This is a genomic window from Thalassotalea litorea (genome assembly GCF_043642205.1).
Taxonomy (GTDB): Bacteria; Pseudomonadota; Gammaproteobacteria; order Enterobacterales; family Alteromonadaceae; genus Thalassotalea_A; species Thalassotalea_A litorea.
This window is the reverse complement of record NZ_JBHZSG010000023.1, coordinates 1-23305: the sequence shown is the minus strand read 5'-3', so window position 1 is coordinate 23305 and position 23305 is coordinate 1. Positions and strand designations below refer to the sequence as shown.

Genomic DNA, 23305 nt, shown 5'->3' with positions numbered 1-23305 from the left:
GCGCAATTAAAACAGTTCATCCGGCAGGTTATACAAATGTTCAGCCGCACTTCGCGCAGACGCCATTAATGATAAGCGACGTGGTAATAAGCGAGCAAAGAAGTAGCGCGCGGTGTGAATTTTTGCTTTACAAAAGTCGTTACTGTGCGAATTTGGCAATGCTGCCAACGCCATTCTCGCCCACATATAGCCAACGGCGGTATAGCCAAAGACATGTAAGAAATCACAGGCGGCACTACCCAATTGATTCGGGTTGGCGCCAGCAGCAACGAGTATATCTCTGGTCAACGTCTCTAAGTCATCGATGGACTCGCTTAAGGGCGAAACAAATTCCGCCATCTCAGACGACGAGTTGCCAGCGATAAATGCACGCACTTCGGCAATGAACAATTTCATAAATTCACCGCGATTTGCCGCTAACTTACGACCGATGAGATCCATTGCCTGAATGCCATTGGTACCTTCATAGATTTGCGCAATACGACAGTCGCGAACTAATTGCTCCTGTCCCCATTCACGAACATAACCATGGCCACCGAGAACCTGCTGTCCGGCAATAGTATTATCAAGGCCGATATCGGTAAAGAACGCTTTCGCTAAAGGCGTCATTAACGCCGTTAGCGCCTCGCCTTTCATCTGCTCTTCACCACTCCCATATTTTGATAAATCAAGTTGCTGGGAGATATACAAAGCTAATGCGCGGTTACCTTCATTCATGGCTTTCATGGTTAGCAGCATGCGACGGACATCAGCGTGAACCATAATCGAGTCCGCTTCTTTATCCGGGGATTTAGGACCGGTTACCGCGCGGCTTTGTAATCGTTCTTTAGCATATTCCAATGCATTCTGATAAGAGCGAACACTTGCGCCTAAGCCTTGTATGCCGACACCGATACGTTCATAGTTCATCATCGTAAACATGGCAGCAAGGCCTTTGTTTACCTCACCAACCAGATAACCTTTAGCACCATCAAAATTAAGCACACAGGTAGCTGAGGCATGAATCCCCATTTTATGTTCAATGGAACCGCAACTTACGGCGTTACGCTCCCCTAAAGAGCCATCTTCATTAACGTTGAATTTTGGAACCAGAAACAGAGAAATGCCTTTTGGGCCTTTCGGGGCATCGGGTAATTTTGCCAGTACCAAATGAATGATATTTTCGGTTAAATCCTGCTCACCACCGGTGATAAAAATTTTGCCGCCAGTCAGCGAGTAACTGCCATCAGCATTTTCAATCGCTTTGGTCCGAATAATGCCGAGATCGGTACCAGCATGTGCCTCTGTTAAACACATGGTACCCGTCCACTCACCGCTGTACATACGCGGTAGGTATTTTTCTTTAAGCGCTTCGCTACCATGAGCGGATAGAGATAACGCGGCTCCAGTTGTAAGGCCCGGATACAATGAAAATGACATATCTGCACCGCAGACAATCTCTTCTTGCAATGCCGTCAACATTTTCGGCATTCCCATACCGCCATAGTTGATGTCGCCACCCAGGCCAATCCAGCCGCCTTCAGCGTAAGTATCAAAAGCCTGTTTAAAACCCGGAGGTGTGGTGACTGAACCGTCATTAAATTGCACACCGATTTCATCACCCTGGCGGGAAATAGGCGCAATTTCTTGTTCGGAAATTTTCGCACACTCTTGTAATATTGCCTGCGCTGTATCTTTATCAATAGATTCAGCGAGCTGTGGCAGGTTTTGCCACATCTTATCTGCTTGAAAAACATCAAACAGCAAAAAATTCATATCGTCTAATGCAACGCTATATTCAGCCACCATGGCCTCCATTATGAAATCTTGTTGAAAATTAACTTCAGTGGAATTGGTTTTATTATAAGTATAAGACCGAGTTTATTTGGGAAGTATGACAAACAAAATGCCATCAATTTGCCGAATTCAAACTCTTATACCAATCCCATTAAATTATTGCTCACTCAGTGAGAATTTAAAGGCTTTTAGACAAGGCTTTGATTGCAGAGAATGGTTATTCCGCTCTCAAAATCAGCCAAAATCAGTAACGCAGGATAAACGCCTTTAAAACTCACCCGTAGGGAGTTAGAGAGAGGCCCATTTACTACCCTACATTTCATTAATATAGAATGACTATATCAATAAAATCTATGTTGCAAATGAACGTCGGCCCTAACTCTGAGTTGTGCACAAACTTAGTGGGATTGGCATTAATTAAAACCACCAATTTAAACGCCCGTTTAAATATAGCGACAGCGAACCTAAGGTGTAAAGTCTTTTTTGAAAATGTCCGAAGAAAAGAAGTTAAGAATAATGGAATTGGCATAAGACAGGGCCATTAAGATTTGAAGATCCTCTTATCGGACTTTTACGATAAGAGGATCTCGCCATTGACGCCGCCCTGTCAGAATTATTGAGCGTTACGGGCGCTGCTTAATTCGTCAACCAGGATTTTTTCCTGATCGGCTCTTGGTTTAGCAAAACGAGCTAACCAGACATATAACACCGGTGTTAAGAATAAAGTAAAGACTACCGCGATACCTAACCCGCCGAATACGACCCAACCGATAGCATTTCGTGCTTCGGCACCAGCACCACTAGAAAGGATCAAAGGTAATCCTCCTAAGACAGTTGACAGCAGGGTCATCATAATCGGCCTTAAGCGCACTTTACCGGCTTCGATAATAGCTTGCTCTATCGCGATACCGCGATCCCTTAACTGATCGGCAAACTCAACCAGCAAGATTGAATTTTTAGCCAACAAGCCGATAAGCATCACCAGGCCAATTTGCGTATAAATATTGATTGTCGTGCCGGTAAGCCATACCGCAAATATCGCCGCGGCAATACCAAATGGAACCGTTAACATCACCACAAGTGCACTTACGGCACTTTCAAATTGTGCCGCCAAAACAAGCAATACGATTAAGAATGCGACTACATAGGTCATGGTGACTTGCTGATCGGTTTCCTGGTACGTTTTCGCTTCACCCAGCAAGATTAAATCAAAGCCATTAGGTAGATGTTCTCGCGCTAGCTGACGCAAAATTTGCACGGCTTCGGCAATCGGCATCGCTTCGGGCAAATCAGCGTCGATTTCGATCGCCCGTCGTTGAGCATGACGCTCCAACTCTGCAGCTACACCTTCCTCAGCGATATAAGCAATCGAAGATAATGACACTAACTCGCCATCTTTCCCGGCGACATACAAGTTGATTAAATCTGACGGGTTTGCTGAATCTTTATAAGAAGACTGCAAAATTATCGGCACGGCCTTGTCCCCGACATTCAAATCAATTAAATCATCACCGCCTATGGCAGCACGTAAGGTTTGGTTAATATCAGCAAATGGAACCCCTAGCTCTTCGGCTCGATTACGATCAATATGAACACGCATTTGCGGCTGAGTTGGCTGGTAGGAAATATCCAGTTGACCAAATTGCGGATATTGCGACTCTACAACCTGGCTAAATGTCTGGGCTACGGCAAAAATCTCTTCATAATTATTGCCGGTAATGGCAAACTCCAGGCCACCGCCCTGACCTCTCAGGTTTAAGCTGTTTGCACCAAAAGCACGCCCCGGCGCACCCGGAATTTCCGCCAGTTTAGGACGAATCTCATCAATGATTTTTTGCTGACTATTTTCACGTTCAGACCAGTCCTTTAAATTAACTGTCATGAATACAATGTTAGGATCCCGATAACCTACCGTGGTATTAATAGAGTCAATATCTCCCAGGGCTGCATACGGCAACATGATGTCTTCCATCACCTGAGCTTGCCGGTCCATATAAGAAATACCAACACCGTCCGGTCCCCGGGCGAATATCCGAACCGTACCTCTATCCTCAGTTGGTAATAATTCTTTATCTATGCTGTTATACAAAAATGTTGCGCCAGCGCCTGCAATCACACTGAGTAATAAAACTAACCAGCCGTATTTAATACAATACTGTAAAGATCTGCCATAGGCGGTTACCGCACCATTACCAAAATTCTGGAATCTGGTCGTCTGACTGGATTGCTGTTTCGGCTTTAACTTTGCTTTTAATGCCGGCACTAGGGTTAGCGCAACCAACGAGGAAATGATTACCGCACCAGCGAGCACTCCGCCAAACTCTCGGAACAACTTACCTGCCGTAGAAGGCAAAAATGCAATCGGCAGAAAAACAGCGACGAGTACGGCCGTAGTCGCGACCACCGCAAAGAATACTTCTCGCGAGCCAACCACAGCCGCAGCTTTTGATTTCACCCCTAAAGATTTATGTCGTTGAATATTTTCAGAAACAACAATGGCGTCATCGACAATCAATCCAGTCGCTAATACCAACGCCAGCAAGGTGAGAATATTAATCGAAAAGCCAAGCGCCCAAACAATGGCTAATACACCGATTAACGAAACAGGAATGGATAATGCCGGAACGATCGTTGCCCGCCAACTTCCAAGGAATAACCATAACGTGAAGACAACCAAAGCAATGGTATAGGCAAGTGATTTAATCACCTCTTCTACAGAACTGCGAATAAATTGAGCATCATCTGAGGTGACAAAAATCTGCAAGTCGGGATAGCGCAATTTGATCTCTTCAACCATCGCTAATGCAAGGTCTGATATTTCAATGGTGTTGGCACTCGCCTGACGAATGACACCTAAACCAATAACCGGTTGGCCATTCAATCTGACGAAGCTTTGCGCATCCGCAGGACCAAAGTAGACCGTGGCGACATCACCTAAGCGAATATCATCGCCGACAATGATCTTCTCAACCTGTTCCGCCGTAACAGACGTTGCATCAGCACGAACAATGACCTGATGATCCGTTGAACGCAAACTGCCTGCTGCAACATCAAATGGGGCAGATTTCAATGCATTGGCGACGTTGGTAAAAGACAGGCGATAACTTGCTAAACGAATTGGGTCAACAATGACACGTAGAACCTGTTTTCTTTCACCATTTAACCGGACATCGGCAACGCCAGGGATAGCAAGAAACATCGGCGAAATGTCACGATCAACAATTTCAGCAATGGATTCCGTGTCGATATTATCACTACCGATCGCCAGATCAAGGACAGACTGAGCGTCGTTATCAGCCTTAACGATAGATAACTGTTCCACTTCATCAGGTAATTGACGCTGTACCCGGCTAACTGACTCTCGTAATTCATTGGCAGCATCTTCAATATCGATACCCGGTCGAAATTCAACTCGTACCCGAGAAGAGCCTTCTTCACTAGACGCTCTAATCGACTTCACGCCACTGACTCTTGCCGCTGCTCCTTCGATTCGTCGAGTTACTTCGTTATCTACGGTTTCCGGTGCACCACCTGGAAAATTAGCAACAACACTGACAATCGGCCGATCCACATCTGGCAGTTCCCGCACTTCTAATCCGAGTACCGCCGACAGGCCGGCAATAATGATAAGAATATTCAACACCACAACGGTGACGGGTCTGCGCACCGAAAGTGATGGTAAATCGTCTTTATTTTCAAATAAATTAATCATGATAATCCCTTAAACGATTTACCGGTTAGCTAACGTACTTTCCATGGCTACACTGGCGTTTTCCCGCAAGCGCTGAATACCTTCAACAATAAGGACGTCACCATCGGCTAAATCCCCTTCAACCAGTATTGCGCCTCGCAAACGTTGTTTAATCACCACGTTTTTCTTTTTCGCTTTACCATCTACTGCCAGCCAGACGTAGGAACCCGTAGCGCCCCAGGCCAGAGCCGCTTCGGGGATAATGGGGTAGGCGGTACCGTTCGTATTCAGGGTTACTTTGAAACTCAAGCCCGGGCGGAAAATATCATCGCTATTGCCAAGTAATGCCCTGACTTTTAAAGTGCGATTTTGGGAATCGATTCGGCTATCTAATTGCTCCAGAGAGGCGATATAGCGAGTTTCGCGGCTATTCCATGGCTGGACAGTTACACTTGTACCTGATCCAACTAAATTGTAGGACGCTTCTGGCACCGTAAAATTAATAAATAATTGTTCTCTGTCGTCAATGGTTGTGATCAATGTCGTCTGATTAATGCGATCGCCCACTTCAATTTCAGTCAGACCCAGATAACCACTAAATGGCGCAACCACGCTTCTATCTTCTAAATCAGCCTCAGCTTCGGCAACACTGACCAAAGCAAGATCCAATATCGCCTGTGCTTCATCCACTTGTGATTCTGTTACCGCACCATTGGCTTTACTTTTGATAAGTCTTTCAAAGTTACGACGCTTATTAGCCAGATCGATTTTCGCCCGCTGCAAGGCAGCTATCTGGCGACGAGAATCTAGCTCTACCAGAACCGCACCTTTTTCTACGAAGTCGCCCGGCGCAAAAGCTACCTTAGTCACGCGATCTGCGGCTGCAGGAAACAAATTTACCGATTTTTTCGCTTCCGCGGTACCAACGGTTTCAATCGCTACTTTTATCGGCTCGAACACCACTTTTTCGGTTATGACATTGATAGGAGGTCGTTTACGTTCATTCGCAAAGACAGAATCCGACAGCAAGGTTAAGGCCGCAATACAAAAAATGAAAATTCTCATAATTCCCTTCAATTAGGTTCCGGTTAGCGCCAACATGAGCCTAATAAAACCAATCGTTTGATGATATTTACTAAAACAGATGTTCCTATTCAGTTTTTAGAACACCCCATGCCCCGGCATTATCGCAATAATGGTAAATTCAGCCGCAAGCGAACAAGTATTCTACATAAAATAAGGATACCCTAACCAACCTTTTCGCTATTTAGATACCGATAAATCGATGAGCGGCATTAAAACCACGTTAAGTTGTGTAAAACCCAAACGATTCAAATAAAACCTTCAATGTTTCGCTACGTTAAACATCCATATAAGGATTACCTGATATCCGTAAAAAGTGATAATTCGAGGCTTTAAAAACCCCAGAAAAAAGGCCAATTAGTTTTTGATTTTAATAACAATTATTCACCGAAATACAAAAAAGGTTATACAATGTCAGGCGTGTTCAGGGATCAGAAAGAATGAGCCATCACTGTTACCTCGCGGATTATCCGCCATTAAGTTCATTTCAATAATCCACCCCAAAAAAAGCAATATTCTACTCAGTTAATGGTAAAAAACTGCCTGCAGCGATCACTTTCATGACGCAACAGGCAGTTAAGCTGAGTTAATGCAATGGTACTTTTAATTAAATTTACAGGTTTTGCTCGGCAAACGAGGCCAATGGTGAACGAACCACACCATTTAAATTTATCGTAGCGCTGCCCTGATAGTCTTTAAATCGTTCGACAATATAGGTTAATCCTGACGTTAATGCGGTTAGGTAATTACTGTCTATTTGCGCCAGATTTCCAGAGCAGACAATCTTGGTTCCTTCGCCACAGCGAGTAATGATAGTTTTAAGCTGTGAGGCGGTAAGATTTTGGCACTCATCGAGGATTACCAAGGCATTTTGAATCGAGCGACCGCGCATAAAGTTAATGGATTTAAACTGAATGTTAGCTTTCTCCATTATATAATTCATGCTGCCGGACATGCTTTCATCCTGCTTGTGCAATACCTCTAACGAGTCGGTTATTGCCGCTAGCCAGGGCGCCATTTTTTCTTCTTCGGTCCCCGGTAAAAAGCCAATCGACTCGGCAATTTCAGGAGTTGAACGGGTCACGATAACCTTGTCATACAACCCTTTTTCGACGGTAAGTTCTAGTGCTGATGCCAAAGCCAGCAGTGTTTTCCCGCAACCGGCAGGTCCTGTCAGGATCACTAAATCAATATCCGGGTCGAGCAACGCATCTAACGCCATCCCCTGATAAATATTTTTAGGATGAATTCCCCAAGCCTGTCGTCCCATCAAACGCTCATAACCTAAATCCTGAACGGCCGCCGTATCGCCTTCGACACCAATAATTTTACCGGCAAAGGTTTTCTCTTCATCGATGAGGTATTCATTAATAAACGCACTAGGCACTAGGTTTTTATCAATAAAATGTTGGGTATAGCGTCCATCGGTTTTGCTTTCGCAATTACTGACTTGTTGCCAGAAATCGCCGGAAAATTTGTGATACCCCTTAGTCAGGAAATTAATATCATCAACGAGTTGGTCGGTACGATAATCTTCAACATAAGCTAACCCAGCGCCCTTGCCTTTAAGACGCATATTGATGTCTTTGGTGACCAATACGACGCGCTTTTTAGGGTTCATTTCCTGAATATGCAATGCCGTATTAATGATGCGATTGTCATTGTCGTTATCGGATAAAGCCCCGGACTTTTGTTTCAATGTGAAATCATTGAAAATCGATAATCGGCCTGGCTTAGTTTGGGTTTCGGTCTTATTCGGTAGTTCAACCCCCGCCATAACTTGCTCCGGAGAGGCGTCGGTAAGTGTGTCTTCGAGCGCTCGGATGGCCACGCGGGCATCGCGACTTACGTCTTTTTTTCTATCTTTAATGTTGTCGAGTTCTTCGAGTACGGTCATTGGAATGACCACCTCATGTTCCTGAAAGGATAAAAATGCGAAGGGTTCGTGTAGAAGAATATTAGTATCTAATACATAAATAATGCTTTGTTCTGTCATATGAAATCCTGCTGCCTACAATTGATTGTGAGCCAATACCGGAGCTGTGCGGAGCAGAACAAAGGTGAAAACGCATCGCCGGGTCACCATCCTTGCCTCTCCCAGACCGGCCATTGGAGCCTGTGGTGCTAATTGAGCAAGAAAAACCTCCCTTTTCGCGATTACCTTATCCCCACTTTGACAGTTTATTGAGCAACTGGCAAGTGACAATTTTATGTCAATGGATGAAAATTATTCACGGTCATAACCCCAGCTATGGACGCTAATTCGCAAGCTCTTCTGCAGGAAATCGGGATCGATTCTATTCTTATTATGGGTTCAGCTTAACGGTAAGTCAGTTGCCTATTCAGGCTGCCCACAAGAGGCGTTGAACCTGAACAGATATTTTGTATGTAAATCAAACGATTTTAAGTAAATATACCGCCAATGTTGGTGCTGCCTCCAAAACAGTACCAACCCGGGCGAGAAAGCGCTAACATAGCGCCCCTTTTGACAAGCGTGGTTTTTTCGGAGAGTTTTATGGCATTTTTTCTTGGTCAACGCTGGATTTCAGATAGTGAATCCGATCAAGGTTTGGGTACTGTGGTTGCGGTTGAAAATCGCTTTGTCACCATTCTTTATACGGCTACCGGAGAATCCAGACAGTATGCCATTAAAGATGCGCCATTAACCCGCGTAGTATTCAATGTTGGTGACACGGTTCCAAGCCACGAAGGATTCTCCATTAAAATTAGCAAGGTTATTGAAAGCGATAATCTCTACACCTATGAAGGAGTGCATCAACAAAGCGGCGAAACCGTGCAACTCAAAGAGATGATGCTGGATCATTTCATTAAGTTTAATAAGCCTCATGACAGATTATTAAATGGTCAATTTGACCGTCTCGACTGGTACCAGCTGCGCAAACGCTCTCTGGCCATCAGTAACGAGCAACAGCAATCTGCTCTGACCGGATTAACCGGCGGCCGGGTTAGCCTGATAGAGCACCAATTGTATATTGCCGAAGAAGTCGGACAGCGCTACGCGCCACGCGTATTATTAGCCGATGAAGTGGGCTTAGGAAAAACCATTGAAGCTGGTCTTATTATTCACCAGCAACTTGTTTCTGGCCGGGCGCAACGGGTTTTAATTGTTGTACCAGAAGCGCTTACTCATCAATGGCTGGTGGAAATGATGCGTCGTTTCAACCTCAAATTCAGCATTTTTGATGAAGAGCGTTGCCAGCAGTATGGCGCTGATGAAAACCCTTTTAGCAGTGAACAACTGGTATTGATTAATCTTGGCTTTCTTGCAAATAATGCCGATCAATTTGAAAACATCGCTAACGAAGACTGGGACTTAATGGTGGTGGACGAAGCTCATCATCTGGCCTGGAGTGAGGAAAGCCCGAGCATCGAATACCAATGCGTGGAAATGCTGGCAGAGCATATTCCAGGGGTCTTACTGCTTACTGCAACACCGGATCAATTAGGCCATCAAAGCCATTTTGCAAGACTGCGCCTGTTAGACAACAATCGTTTCTACGATTACCAGAAGTTTGTCGAAGAAGAGCAGCAATATCAGGAGGTTGCGGATGCGGCAAATTCATTGCTCGCCGATCGTGCGCTAACCGATAGCCAGCAACATAGTCTACAACGCCTTTTTTCCGAAAAAGATATCAGTCGCGAGCTGTTGGCGATTAATAGCGATGCTGAGCACAGCGATAGCATTAAAGCCAACTTAGTGGATCAACTACTCGATCGCCATGGTACAGGTCGCATACTGTTTAGAAATTCACGAAATACCATCAAAGGCTTCCCAAAACGTGAATTGATTGCCGCCGCCCTGCCTTTGCCTGAGGCTTATGATGAATGCATACAAGCGTTTATCTCGGAGGCGGATACCGACCAATTATTGACGAGTTCACGTTGTAAATACCTGTTCACCCCGGAGTGTTTTTATCAGCTAAACAGCACAGAGTCAGCCTGGGTCGATATCGATCCTCGGGTTGATTATTTGATCGATTTATTAAATCAGGATCGCAAAGCCAAAGTGTTGGTTATTTGTGCTCAGGCACAAACGGCGAAGGACATTGAAGAAGCGTTGCGGGTTAAAGAAGGGATTCGTGCTGCCGTATTCCATGAAGGCATGAGCATTTTTGAACGTGACAAAGCCGCGGCTTATTTTGCTCAGGAAGAAGACAGTGCGCAGGTGCTGCTTTGTTCGGAAATTGGTAGTGAAGGACGTAACTTCCAGTTTGCCCACCAATTAGTGCTATTTGATCTACCACAAAACCCAGATTTGTTAGAGCAACGTATCGGCCGTTTGGATCGAATTGGTCAGACGCAGACCATTAAAATCCATGTACCTTATTTCGAGCAATCACCGCAGTCCATGCTAATGAACTGGTATCACAATGCGATGAATGCGTTTGAGCAAACCTGCGTAACCGCAAGAGCCATCTATGAAGCGTTCGCTCGTCCCCTCGTGCAATCCGCGTTGCAGGGTACTTGGCACGACAGTGGCATTGAGAACCTGGTGAATGCCAGTCGCGATATGCATATGCAACTCAAGGCTGAAATGGAGTCAGGTCGTGATAAGTTGTTAGAAATTCATTCCTCCGGCCATGGTAAAGCAGCGCAGCTGGTAAAAGATATAGAGGCTCAGGATGACGATACTAAATTAGCGCAATATATGTTTTCGGTGTTTGATGTATTTGGCATTAATCAAGACGATAAAGCCGACAATGCCCTCGCACTGACCCCAAGTGAACATATGTTAAGCCCTAATTTTCCGGGTTTGGGAGAGGATGGTACAACCGTAACCTTCGATCGACAGACCGCATTAAGCTGCGAAGATTATCAATTGCTGACCTGGGATCACCCAATGGTAAGAGGTAGCCTTGATTTAGTACTTAGCGATGAAATCGGTAATGCCTCTTTAGCGATATTGAAAAATCCTGCCATTGCTGTAGGAAGCTTTTTTATCGAATGTATTTTTACGCTCGAAGGAATGGCGCCGAGTGAACTGCAACTGGGTCGCTATTTGCCAACCACGCCAATTCGGATATTGCTGGATAAGAACGGTAATGATCTGGCGGATAAAGTCAATGAAGCCGGGTTTGATCAGCAATTAAAACCGGTTAAAAAGCAAACAGGAATGCAGTTAGTAAAAGCGTTGCGCAGTGTTGTGCCACCGCTGGTGGAAAAGGCCGAGAGCATAGGAAAACAGCAGGTTGTTACGTTGCAGCGCCAGGCTATGGACAAAATGCAAAACAGTTTACAAGAAGAACTGGAACGCTTGCAGGACTTGGCGGCTGTTAATCCCAATGTTCGCCAGTCAGAACTGGAGTTTATCGTTGCCCAGCAAGAGCAACTAAGCCATTATATCGAACATGCACAACTCAAATTTGAAGCGATTCGATTAATCGTCGTCAGTCACTAAACGGAAGTATTAAGGTGGTAAGAGGAAGGTGGAAGTAACTTACCTCTCGCCACTTACCACTAATTTAATATCTTATGTCAGCCAATCCAGATTTTATCTATGCGCCACCAATGAGTCCTTATCTCGATATCCTCTATCGTGACGACGACTTAATTATTGTCAACAAACCCAGTGGATTACTCACCGTGCCTGGCCGCTTACCTGAACACCAGGACTGTTTGCAGCATCGGGTACAACGAGTGTTACCTACTGCAACCATTGTTCATCGCCTGGATATGGCCACTTCCGGGGTGATGGTGATGGCACTCAATAAACCAAGCCACGTGGCAATTTCCCGGCAGTTTGAAAAACGTCAGACCGAGAAATATTACCTGGCTCGGGTGTTTGGCAAGCTAATGCCGGAAACCGGTGAAGTGGATTTACCCTTGATTTGTGACTGGCCCAACCGACCCAAACAAATGGTAGATCATGAGCGTGGCAAAAAAGCTCTGACCCGTTATCAGGTATTAGCCTATGAAGAAAAAACCACGCTAGTCAAACTTATGCCGGTGACCGGCCGCTCTCATCAACTGCGTGTACACATGCTAAGCCTAGGCCATCCCATCATTGGCGATCGCCTTTATGCGCCCCCTGAAGCCCTGGCGTTAAGCCCGCGCCTGCAGTTGCATGCCAAAACGTTAAGCCTTTTTCATCCACAAAGTGGCGAAAATATGTGCTTTACCGCAGCCGAAAGCTTTTAATACCAAAATAACAATGGGCGCAGCACTTAATGCTGCGCCCACTTTCAGTCGTAATCTATAACAAGAATGTCATAGATTACAGATGGTGTCGTAAATCGAACCGATCAAGCTGCATAACTTTGTTCCAGGCGGCGACAAAATCGGTAACGAATTTTTCCTTCGATGTGTCATAGGCATAAACTTCCGCTACCGCCCTTAGCTCAGAGTTTGAACCGAAAATCAGGTCTACGGTGGTTGCGGTATATTTTTGTTCACCGCTTTTGCGATCGACTCCTTCATAGAAGCCTTCCTCTGTCGCTTTTTGCCACATTGTAGACATATCCAGCAAGTTCACGAAAAAGTCATTGCTTAGGGTACCAACGCGATCGGTCAATACGCCATGTTTAACGCCGTCAGAGTTTGCACCTAACACACGTAGTCCACCAACTAACACAGTCATTTGTGGCACCGTGAGATTTAACTGATCCGCTTTATCAACCAGCATCTGCGCCGGGCCTTTATAACTTGCGTCAGTGTTAAAGTAATTGCGAAACGCATCGGCTTTGGGTTCAAGCAACGCAAACGAGGCAACATCGGTTTGCGCCTGAGTTGCATCCGTTCTGCCTCCTTCAAATGGCACCGAAACATCATAACCGAAATCTTTGGCAGCTTTTTCCACCGCCGCATTACCCGCCAAGACGATCATATCTGCCATCGAAATCCCCATACCTGAGGATGCATCGTCATTGAAATCCTCACGAATCTGAGCCAACTCAGCCAATACTTTAGCGAGCTCGTCCGGATTATTGACGGGCCAGTCTTTCTGAGGCGCCAATAACACTCGGGCACCATTGGCACCACCACGCATATCCGAGGCTCTAAAGCTTGCTGCTGAAGCCCAGGCAGTGCGCACCAATTCGGGTACTGAAAGCTCTGAATATAAAACCGCTTCTTTCAATGCTGCGATAGCTTTCTCATCCAAGGCCTCATATTCGACAGGCGGCACCGGATCTTGCCAAATCAGAGATTCTTCTGGCGCTGTGTCTGCCAAATAGCGACTTTTTGGTCCCATATCTCGGTGGGTCAATTTATACCAGGCTTTGGCAAACGCCAGACGATATTCTTCCGGGTTATGTAAAAAACGTTCCGCTATTTGACGGTATTCGGGATCAAACTTAATGGCTAAATCTGCTGTCGTCATTACTGGCGGATTGCGTTTATCTTTGACATGAGCATCAGGTACGGACTCATGCAAAGCTTTATCTTTCGGGACCCAAATAATTGCCCCCGCAGGACTTTTGGTCTGCTCCCACTCGTTATTCAGTAAATTTTGCAGATACAAAGTAGTCCAACGGGTCGGCTGTTGCGTCCAAGCCCCTTCCAAACCACTGGTAATGGTATCTTCGGAGTGCCCTTTGCCACAGCTGTTTTTCCAGCCTAGTCCCTGTTCTTCGATTGGCGCACCGCCGGGCTCTCTGCCTAAACATTTGGCAGCTTTGGCTGCGCCATGCATTTTACCAAAGGTATGTCCCCCGGCGATCAATGCGACGGTTTCTTCGTCATTCATCGCCATTCGAGCAAACGCAGTGCGAATGTTTTTGGCTGAACCTTTAGGATCTGGTTTACCTTTTGGTCCCTCTGGGTTCACATAGATTAACCCCATATGTGTTGCCCCAAGGGGCCGTTGCAATTCGCCGTTTTTACTCTCTCTGTCGCTTGCCAGCATTTCGACTTCAGGACCCCAGTAAACAATATCGGGCTCCCAGTCATCGGCGCGACCACCTGCAAACCCATAAGTTTTAAAGCCCATGTTTTCCAGCCCCACAGTGCCAGCTAATATCATCAGATCGCCCCAAGACAGACTTTCACCGTACTTTTGTTTGACCGGCCACAACAAGCGTTTGGCTTTATCAAGGTTGCCGTTATCCGGCCAACTATTTAATGGGTCAAAGCGCATTTGTCCACCATCACCACCACCACGGCCATCGAGGGTACGGTACGTTCCTGCACTATGCCAGGCAAGACGAATAAATAACGGCCCATAATTGCCAAAGTCTGCTGGCCACCAATCTTGGGATTCCGTCAGTAGTTTGTCGACATCGGATTTAACCTGAGCAATATCCAAGCTATTAAATTTTTCAGCATAATCAAAATCAACCCCATAGGGGTTGGAGGCAACACTGTGATCGCGAAGCGGCGATAAATCGAGTTGATCTGGCCACCAGAATTGATTGGATTTAGGTTGATTGGACTGGGTTTGCCCCGTTCCCATTGCCCCTGCAGGTTTACTAGACTGACTCTCAGCGAACGTTGCTGAGGCAAATAATACGGTACTAATCAGTGTTATCAGTGCCGGCTGTTGAACGCCCCATTTAATCTTCATAACTACCCTCCTAGCTTCAGGTAATCAAACAGTTACCCGTATCATTAATAATGATCGAGCCTGTTGTCTCGTTGAATAACTTGACATTAAGTCTAGCGGTAACAGAAGATTTGAAAAATTAATTAAATCGATTAATCAGAACGCTTTTATCAATTAAAAACAGATTTTCCAGTTTACATAGTTAACGAGAAAACCAATTAAAATGTATAGGATGAGGGCATGCATCGATTGTTGAATGCCAGAGTGTTTATCACGATAAAGATTGACAGAGCTGAGCAAGGCTCAGCTCATTAACTACGCAGCTTGTTTGCTGACCAGCTCGTAAGCTGCCTGGATATCCTGAGCTTTTTGTTTCGCATCTTCCATTAATTGCGGAGGCAAGCCTTTAGCAACCAGCTTATCCGGATGATGCTGAGCCATTAATTTACGGTACGCTTTTTTCACATCGCGTGCGGTCGTTTGCGGTGTAACGCCGAGAATTTTATAGGCATCATCGAGACGCTGTTGCTGTTGCTGTGGTGATTGTTGTGAGCCTTGCTGATGAAAATGTTCCCCAGCAACAATACGATCCAACATAAAGTCAAGATGGCGGGCAGGGATCCCTAACGATGCGCCGATCCCATGTAATATTTCACGCTCTTTAGGATGCAAATTGTCATCGGCAAACGCTGCCTGAATTTGGATTTCCACAAACATTTGCAACAAATCCTTACGACCAAAACATACCCGTTTTAGTTTCTTCATTTGCTCCTGGAGATCAAAATGTGGCTGTTTGCCGTCGCGAAATGCATTTTGGGCAGCCTGTCGAGCATCCCCCGTTAGCCCCCAACGCTTCATATGGGACGTAGCAAAAGCAATCTCATCTTCGCTAACCTGACCGGAGGCTTTGGTGATATGGCCCATAACGGAAAACGTCACGTAAAAAAAGTCTTGCTGGCGCGCCGTTTCATTTTGTTGATTAAACGCAGCAAAGTCCGAACCCAGGCCTTTATCAAATTTCCAACCTAGAAAAAATCCCAAAGCAGCGCCAATTATTCGGCCAACCATAAAGCCCAGCAAAGTACCGAAAACTCTACCCCATATTCTCATTTATTAACCTATATTCACTTTCAATAGCACTAGTACAGTGGACGTGACCATGGTGATGTAACACCGCTTACGCCTACTCAGGTGGCCCATCATACAGATTTCCACGTCAGTTTTGCAACGCTCAAAGGGCGTTCAAATACATTGCCGGATAAAAATAGTGTTTATCTATTTTTGCACCAATTCAGAATTAAGCCATTATTGGCTATGACAACTAATGTAATTTAAGCGAAATTGCTATATCATACCAATCACATTAAATTATTGCTCAAACAGTGAGAATTTAATGTGATTGGTATCATAGTCGCCAATATAGATGTTCGTAAGTTGGTGTTAACCACTGCGATACGCTAAGCGGGTCGAATAACCCTATAATAATTGAATTATTTTATAAAAATAAATCGCCTTATTCTTTCGGAAAGTACATGCCAAGCTCCCGTATTGCTGTATTGTTAGCCGTTTTTAGTGCTCCTCTAACCGCTCAGGAAAATCCTGCGCCGACGACTGCTGGCGCCTTCATCCAATGTCCTCTTCCTGAGGTCGTACCGATTGAGTTACGAGAAGACTTAAGTCAGCGTTTTGACGCTATTGTTATTGAATCTAGAAATACTCAAACCATCGCTGAGCAGGCAACCAAATTTTCTGGTGGTGTAAAGCTTGCCTATGAAGATAAACGCATTGTCGCAGATGAGATCACCATAGACCGTGGCGCGGGGAAAATTCGTACCTCCGGTGATACCCGGTTTCAGGATGGTAATATCACCATTCAGTCCAGCCAGTTAGAGGCCGACAATAGCAATAATTCCGTGGTTATGAGCAACTCTAATTATCAATTAGGTCTGTCTCCGGGTCGCGGTGCGGCCGAACAATTAAAAATTACCGAGCAAGGCGTCAGTCTTGAAGAGGCCAGCTTTACTTCCTGTACCGATGAAACCCCGGATTGGCTGTTTTCTGCCAGTGAGATAAACCTTTCCACTGAAGACAACACCGGTAGTGCCTATAACACCGTTTTTCGGGTCAAAGATGTACCAATCATGTACCTGCCCTACTTTACGTTCCCATTAACCAATGAACGTAAGACAGGTTTCCTTTACCCTGAAATTTCTTCATCCAGCAAGTCCGGTTTTGAACTCGGTGTACCGTTTTATTGGAATATCCGCGAAAACATGGATGCGACGATCACGCCCTATTACATGTCTAAACGCGGTACTCAGCTTAAATCCCAGTTTCGTTATCTTTTTGGCGAGCAATTCGGGAAAATCGATTTTGAATACCTAGGCGAAGATAACGAGTTATCCAGCAAAGAAGAACGATACCTTGGTCGTTATCAACATATGGGCACATTTGCCGATAACTTTCGGGTATTTATCGACTATAGCGATATCAGTGACGATAACTACCTGGTTGACTTGGAAAGTGACCAGTTTTCCTCGACGGATGCTTACCTATGGCGCATTGGTGAATTGTCGTATTTTGCAGAAAACTGGCAATCGAGTGTAAAAGTTCAGGGACTCAAAGTATTAGGTAACCGCGAAGACAGTTATCAAACCTTGCCGCAATTGGATTTCCTAGCGTATCAGCCGCTTGGCTTTTTCAATAGCTCGTTTAATCTTTTCGGGGAATACACGCGCTTTGAAATTGACGACCCCAATAAACCCGAAGCAGATAGGTTCCACATCGAAGCGGGCTTTGCTTTGCCATACTCGATGCCAGGTTGGTTTGTAAATACCGATGTTCGATTGATGCACACTCAGTATCAGCAACATAACATCGCCAACAACCCTTTGCTGGAAGAAGACGTGAGTCGAACGTTACCAAAAGCCCGTGTTCATGCCGGCTTAAGATTTGATCGATTTGCCAGCTACTTTAAACAGAATTTCGTGCAGACGCTCGAACCGCAATTGCAGTACCTGTATATTCCAGATAAAGACCAGACAATGATTGGTAATTACGATACCACAACGTTACAAGATGACTTTGATGGTCTGTTTCGAGATCGCAGATACAGTGGTTTAGATCGCATTGCCCAGGCTAACCAAATATCCTGGGGCGTGACATCCCGACTGTTAGACGAAAGCAATACGGAACTTTTTCATTTAAGCTTGGGTCAAATCGTCTACTTCAATGATAGTAATTTTGCACTCAATGAAGATAATGAACCGGAAAGTGAATCTGCATTAGCCGCTGATTTATTTTTACAATTAACGGATCGTTGGCAGTTTCGAGGTGACATTCAGTACGATACTGAATTAAATAACACCGAAAAAAGCCAGCTGACTATTGATTATCGTAAAAATGAACGTAATCTGGTGCAATTAAACCATCATTACATTCGAAACCTCTCGGGTAACGAAATAGAACAAGTTTCTGCATTAACCAGTTTTCCAATAAACCGCCATTGGCAGTTCATTGGACACGTTACTGAAGATTTAGTACGCAGTCGCTCCTTGGAAGCCTACGCGGGTTTTCAATATGAGAGTTGTTGTTGGGCGGTACGCGTTGCTTACCACCGTAATATCAATACCAACCTTGACGAAGCCGACTTTTTGGCAGAAGATCGCGATGCCTTTGATACTGGGGTTTCCCTGCAATTTGTATTGAAAGGACTTGGTGGCACTCAAAAGCCGCTTGCGATTGATGATATGTTACGCTCAGGATTATTTGGCTACAAACGGCCATATTTCCTCTCAAATTAATGAAAAGATGTATGTTAAATAAAACAATAATTCGTAAAGCCGTATTGGCATCGGGCCTGATGATAAGTTCATTAGGTTTTAGCGGCTTTGTACAAGCCGAAGAACAGCCGCTTGACAGTGTCGCAGCGATTGTAAATTCAGGCGTTGTTCTGGAATCTGAAGTTAACGCACTGGTCAATCAGGTGAAACAACAGGCAGCCGCCGAAGGGCAGAGCCTGCCATCGGATAAAGCCTTACGCACCCAGGCGATGGAAAAGCTAATTACCGACGCGCTAATGATGGAACTAGGTGAGCGTATGGGCGTACAAATCAGTGACGCGCAACTGGACGACACCATTAAAAACATCGCCCGTGAAAATGGCTTTAACAACATTGTAGATTTTCGTATGCAAATTATCAGCACTGGCATGCAATGGGATAGCTACCGTGAGGATGTGCGCAAACAACTGATTACCGGTGAAGTGCGCAGAGCCAGTGTTCGTCGTCGGGTTTCCATTACACCACAGGAAATCGATAACCTGGTTAAGATGATGCAAGAGCAGACCAACGCTGATATCGAGTATAACCTGGGTCATATCCTTATTGCCTTTCCTGATGAGCCAACACAGGAAGATTTGGTGGCGGCAAAAGATCGTGCCGATAAAGTGGTGGAATTGTTAAACAACGGTTCTGATTTCAAAAAAATTGCCATTGCATCTTCCAGTGCCCCGACAGCGCTAGAAGGTGGTGATTTAGGCTGGCGTAGTATTAATGAAATGCCTACGTTGTTCGCCGAATTGGTCAACAATAAAAACGTCGGGGACATTTTTGGCCCCGTACGAACCGGACTTGGTTTTAACATCGTAAAAATCCTCGATATTCGCGGTAAGCAGAAAGTTGAAATTGAAGAAGTAAAATCTCGCCATATTCTGATCAAACCATCGATTATTCTGTCCGAAGAAAAAGCCGAACAAATGCTGTTAGATATGTTGGCACAAATTGAAGCTGGCGAAGCCGATTTTGATACTTTAGCACGCGAAAATTCCGAAGGACCTACCGCCACACGAGGCGGCGATTTAGGCTGGGCTGAACCCAGCAACTATGATCCAGCCTTTGCACAAGCCTTAGCAGACTTGGAAGTTGATGAATACCACAAGCCGTTTCGCTCATCATTCGGTTGGCATTTAGTGCAACTTACGGGCCGACGTACGCAGGATGCGACGGATACCAACCAGTCAAATAGAGCTTATCAACTTATATACAATCGTAAGTTTGGTACTGAGTCAATTCGCTGGATGAAAGAGATCCGCGACGAAGCTTATATTGAAATTATGGATGAAGGAAATAGCAACGAATGACCGCAAAAATCGCAATTACCCCAGGTGAACCCGCGGGAGTAGGCCCTGATATATTAGTGCAACTTGCACAACAGGACTGGCCGGCTCAATTAATTGCGATTGCGGATCCAGAATTGCTTCGCCAGCGGGCAGCATTATTGGGCGTTAACCTGGAAATCGATATTTACGATGAAAATCAGGCTCCGACGATGCATAAAGCTGGTCGTTTAACGGTCAAGCCTGTCACCCTTAGCGATAACTGCGTACCTGGCGCGTTAAACCCAAATAATGGCGCCTATGTGGTTGAAACCCTGCGCCTTGCCTGTGAAGGCAATATGAGCGGTGAATTTCAGGCCATTGTGACCGGTCCGGTCCACAAAGGACTGATTAATAAATCTGGTATTCCTTTTAGTGGCCACACCGAATACTTTGCCCAACAGGCAAATTGTTCGGATGTCGTGATGATGTTAGCCACGGAAGGTTTGCGAGTTTCGTTAATGACAACTCATATTCCGCTGGCTTACGTTTCCAAAGCAATTACCTATGAAAGAGTGCAGAAAATCACACGCATTCTCGACACCGATCTCAAGCAGAAATTTGGCATTAAAGAACCTAAGATTTATGTCTGTGGTTTGAACCCCCACGCGGGCGAGGAAGGCCATTTAGGCAGAGAAGAAATTGATGTCATCAGCCCAGCTCTGGACAGTTTACGTGCAGAGGGAATGCATTTGGTTGGGCCATTGCCGGCAGACACCATTTTTCAGGAAAAATACCTGGCTAAAGCCGATGCCGTGATGGCAATGTATCACGATCAGGGCTTACCAGTGCTAAAATATAAAGGATTCGGATCCTCGGTGAATATTACCCTAGGTCTTCCGTTTATCCGTACCAGTGTCGATCATGGCACTGCAATAGAGCTTGCCGGAACCGGTGAAGCGGATTGCGGCAGTTTCGATGCTGCTCTTAACCATGCTATTACGTTGGTAACCAATAAACAATGAGCAATAAAAGCCATTTAGGCCACCAGGCTAAAAAACGGTTTGGTCAAAACTTCCTTCATGATGATGCGGTGATTAGCCGTATCGTTGATGCCATTGACCCGAGTGAGGGTGAAAACTTAATCGAAATAGGACCCGGCTTAGGTGCGTTGACAGAACCGGTGATTGAACGCGCCGGGGATATCAGTGTTGTCGAGCTAGACAGGGACCTTGCCCATCGACTTCGGCACCATCCGTTTATCGCCAAGCATTTGACGATTTACGAAATTGACGCATTAAAATTTGATTTCGGGACGCTGGCGGATGAACAGCCGCTGCGTGTTTTTGGCAATTTACCTTATAATATTTCCACCCCGTTAATTTTTCATTTATTAACGTTTAAAGATAAAATTAAAGATATGCACTTCATGCTTCAAAAAGAGGTAGTGAATCGCATGGCTGCCGCTCCAGACTGCAAAGCATTTGGTCGTTTGTCAATTATGTGCCAATATTATTGTCAGGTGGTTCCGGTGATGGAAATCGGACCGGAAGCATTTCAGCCGCCGCCGAAAGTGGACAGCGCCATTGTTCGGTTAATCCCTCATAAGGACATTCCTTTTCCTGCCAAGGACGTCAAATGGCTTAGCCGAGTATGCACAGAAGCTTTTAACCAACGAAGAAAAACAATCCGAAACAGTTTGAGTAAATTACTATCCGCAGAGCAATTGGAAGACCTTGGTATCAAGCCAAGTCTACGCCCGGAAAATCTCAGCCTTAAAGAGTACGTGCTAATCGCCAATTACCTTGCGGATACTTCACCAGAGTAATCAATTAAATGAGTAGCGTTTTTAGCCAGGAAAATTCTCAGGTAGACATTAATGCTCAAGTACATTTTATTGAAGAGCAGTCCGATCAATACAATGAGCGTTTTGTGTTCAGTTATACCATCACCATAGAAAACCATGGTCCTGAAACCTTGCAGTTGCTGACCCGCAGTTGGCTAATTACCGATGCCAATGGCAATAAGGTATCCGTAGAAGGTGATGGCGTAGTCGGTCAACAACCGGTAATAGCGGCTGGCCAATCCTATCAATATACCAGTGGTTCAATTATTAAAACGCCTTTAGGTACGATGGAGGGGTTTTACATGCTGAAGGATTTACATGGGAAAGAGCATAAAGTTCAGATACCCGTTTTTCGCCTCGCGGTGCCCAATATATTGAACTGATTAATGGCAATCTATCTGGTTGGTGATGTGCAGGGATGCTATGTTGAGTTACGTCAGGTACTCGACCAGGCAGACTTTAATCCAAAATACGATGAATTGTGGTTAACCGGAGACTTGGTAGCCAGAGGCCCTGACTCACTCGCAACACTTCGCTATTTAAAATCCTTAAATGAACGTGCTAAACCGGTATTGGGTAATCATGATTTGCACTTGCTTGCCATTTGGGAAGGCTTTAAAAAGCCGCATAGGAAAGACTTCCTGCAAACCGTGCTTGATGCCGAAGATGCGCCACAATTAATGGATTGGCTGGCATCGCAACCTCTGCTCAGGCAACTTCCAAATAGCCATGCTTACATGACTCATGCCGGGCTTGCGCCGCAATGGGATATTCAAACCGCCATTGCTCAAGCCAAATTTGTGCAACATTGTCTGCGCTCTGACCGTCGATATTTTCTCAACGTTATGTATGGCAATGAACCGGCAGCCTGGCAAGATGCCAAAGATGATGACCAGCGCTTCCGCTACAGCGTTAATGCGTTAACCCGAATGCGCTATTGCACCCAATCAGGTGATTTGGAGTTTATCCACAAAGAGCACCCCGAACACAACCCTGATAGTGATTTACAGCCCTGGTTTGAACTGGACCAAAGCCTGGACAAAGCGCAATGGATAATTGGCCACTGGGCGACTCTGGACGGTCAGTGTCCGCACCCTAACATATATGCACTCGATACAGGCTGTGTCTGGGGTGGCTATATGACGTTGCTTCGCTGGGATGACAAAAAAATATTCCGTGTCCCCTCGGTTAAGCGAATTTGCTAACGCCGATAGAGCCTCAAGCAAGCAATTTCACTGTAATACCAATCACATTAAGTTTGTGCACAACTCAGAGTTAGGGCAGAGGTTCAGTTACAACATAGATTTTATTGAT

14 protein-coding genes are annotated in these 23305 nt (G+C 45.3%); 8 read left to right on the top strand and 6 right to left on the bottom strand.

The window, feature by feature from the left end; all coding sequences use genetic code 11:
* Nucleotides 1-6: 6 nt before the first annotated feature.
* The 4 genes from ACHUFQ_RS11010 to ACHUFQ_RS10995 form a co-directional block, all read right to left on the bottom strand.
* The gene (locus ACHUFQ_RS11010; protein WP_394175530.1) at nucleotides 7-1785 is read right to left on the bottom strand and encodes an acyl-CoA dehydrogenase C-terminal domain-containing protein; all 1779 of its coding nucleotides are present in this window, start codon (nucleotides 1783-1785) and stop codon (nucleotides 7-9) included.
* A 604-nt stretch (nucleotides 1786-2389) separates the two neighbouring features.
* Nucleotides 2390-5488, bottom strand: coding sequence for an efflux RND transporter permease subunit (locus ACHUFQ_RS11005; RefSeq protein ID WP_394175529.1), 3099 nt, complete (start codon nucleotides 5486-5488; stop codon nucleotides 2390-2392).
* A gap of 18 nt (nucleotides 5489-5506) precedes the next feature.
* Nucleotides 5507-6532 carry an efflux RND transporter periplasmic adaptor subunit gene (locus ACHUFQ_RS11000; RefSeq protein ID WP_394175527.1) on the bottom strand — a complete coding sequence of 342 codons (1026 nt, stop codon included), beginning with the start codon at nucleotides 6530-6532 and terminating at the stop codon, nucleotides 5507-5509.
* 631 nt (nucleotides 6533-7163) lie between these two features.
* The gene (locus ACHUFQ_RS10995) at nucleotides 7164-8546 is read right to left on the bottom strand and encodes a PhoH family protein (RefSeq protein WP_394175525.1); all 1383 of its coding nucleotides are present in this window, start codon (nucleotides 8544-8546) and stop codon (nucleotides 7164-7166) included.
* Nucleotides 8547-9065: 519 nt separating this feature from the next.
* Here ACHUFQ_RS10995 and rapA point away from each other — a divergent pair.
* Both rapA and rluA read left to right on the top strand, forming a co-directional pair.
* Nucleotides 9066-11969, top strand: coding sequence for an RNA polymerase-associated protein RapA (gene rapA, locus ACHUFQ_RS10990; RefSeq protein ID WP_394175524.1), 2904 nt, complete (start codon nucleotides 9066-9068; stop codon nucleotides 11967-11969).
* A gap of 74 nt (nucleotides 11970-12043) precedes the next feature.
* Nucleotides 12044-12709, top strand: a complete 666-nt coding sequence (gene rluA / locus ACHUFQ_RS10985) for a bifunctional tRNA pseudouridine(32) synthase/23S rRNA pseudouridine(746) synthase RluA (protein WP_394175523.1) — start codon at nucleotides 12044-12046, stop codon at nucleotides 12707-12709.
* 76 nt (nucleotides 12710-12785) lie between these two features.
* Here rluA and katG read toward each other — a convergent pair whose 3' ends face one another.
* Nucleotides 12786-15071: a catalase/peroxidase HPI gene (gene katG, locus ACHUFQ_RS10980; protein ID WP_394175521.1), complete on the bottom strand. Its 2286-nt coding sequence runs from the start codon at nucleotides 15069-15071 to the stop codon at nucleotides 12786-12788.
* Between the two features lie 294 nt (nucleotides 15072-15365).
* The gene (gene djlA, locus ACHUFQ_RS10975) at nucleotides 15366-16160 is read right to left on the bottom strand and encodes a co-chaperone DjlA (RefSeq protein ID WP_394175519.1); all 795 of its coding nucleotides are present in this window, start codon (nucleotides 16158-16160) and stop codon (nucleotides 15366-15368) included.
* A gap of 422 nt (nucleotides 16161-16582) precedes the next feature.
* Here djlA and lptD point away from each other — a divergent pair, with 422 nt between their 5' ends.
* From lptD to ACHUFQ_RS10945, 6 genes are read left to right on the top strand one after another with little or no spacing between them, the layout of a single operon-like run.
* Entirely contained in the window at nucleotides 16583-18853 is a 2271-nt protein-coding gene (gene lptD, locus ACHUFQ_RS10970) for an LPS assembly protein LptD (RefSeq protein ID WP_394175517.1), read from the top strand.
* A gap of 11 nt (nucleotides 18854-18864) precedes the next feature.
* Entirely contained in the window at nucleotides 18865-20190 is a 1326-nt protein-coding gene (gene surA / locus ACHUFQ_RS10965) for a peptidylprolyl isomerase SurA (protein WP_394175515.1), read from the top strand.
* Nucleotides 20187-21170 carry a 4-hydroxythreonine-4-phosphate dehydrogenase PdxA gene (gene pdxA, locus ACHUFQ_RS10960; RefSeq protein WP_394175513.1) on the top strand — a complete coding sequence of 328 codons (984 nt, stop codon included), beginning with the start codon at nucleotides 20187-20189 and terminating at the stop codon, nucleotides 21168-21170. Before surA ends, pdxA begins: the two co-directional genes overlap by 4 nt.
* Entirely contained in the window at nucleotides 21167-21973 is an 807-nt protein-coding gene (rsmA, locus tag ACHUFQ_RS10955) for a 16S rRNA (adenine(1518)-N(6)/adenine(1519)-N(6))-dimethyltransferase RsmA (RefSeq protein ID WP_394175512.1), read from the top strand. The genes pdxA and rsmA overlap by 4 nt, the downstream gene beginning before the upstream one ends.
* 8 nt (nucleotides 21974-21981) lie before the next feature.
* The gene (apaG, locus tag ACHUFQ_RS10950; protein WP_394175511.1) at nucleotides 21982-22374 is read left to right on the top strand and encodes a Co2+/Mg2+ efflux protein ApaG; all 393 of its coding nucleotides are present in this window, start codon (nucleotides 21982-21984) and stop codon (nucleotides 22372-22374) included.
* 3 nt (nucleotides 22375-22377) lie between these two features.
* Nucleotides 22378-23196, top strand: a complete 819-nt coding sequence (locus tag ACHUFQ_RS10945; RefSeq protein ID WP_394175509.1) for a symmetrical bis(5'-nucleosyl)-tetraphosphatase — start codon at nucleotides 22378-22380, stop codon at nucleotides 23194-23196.
* The last annotated feature ends 109 nt before the right edge of the window (nucleotides 23197-23305 follow it).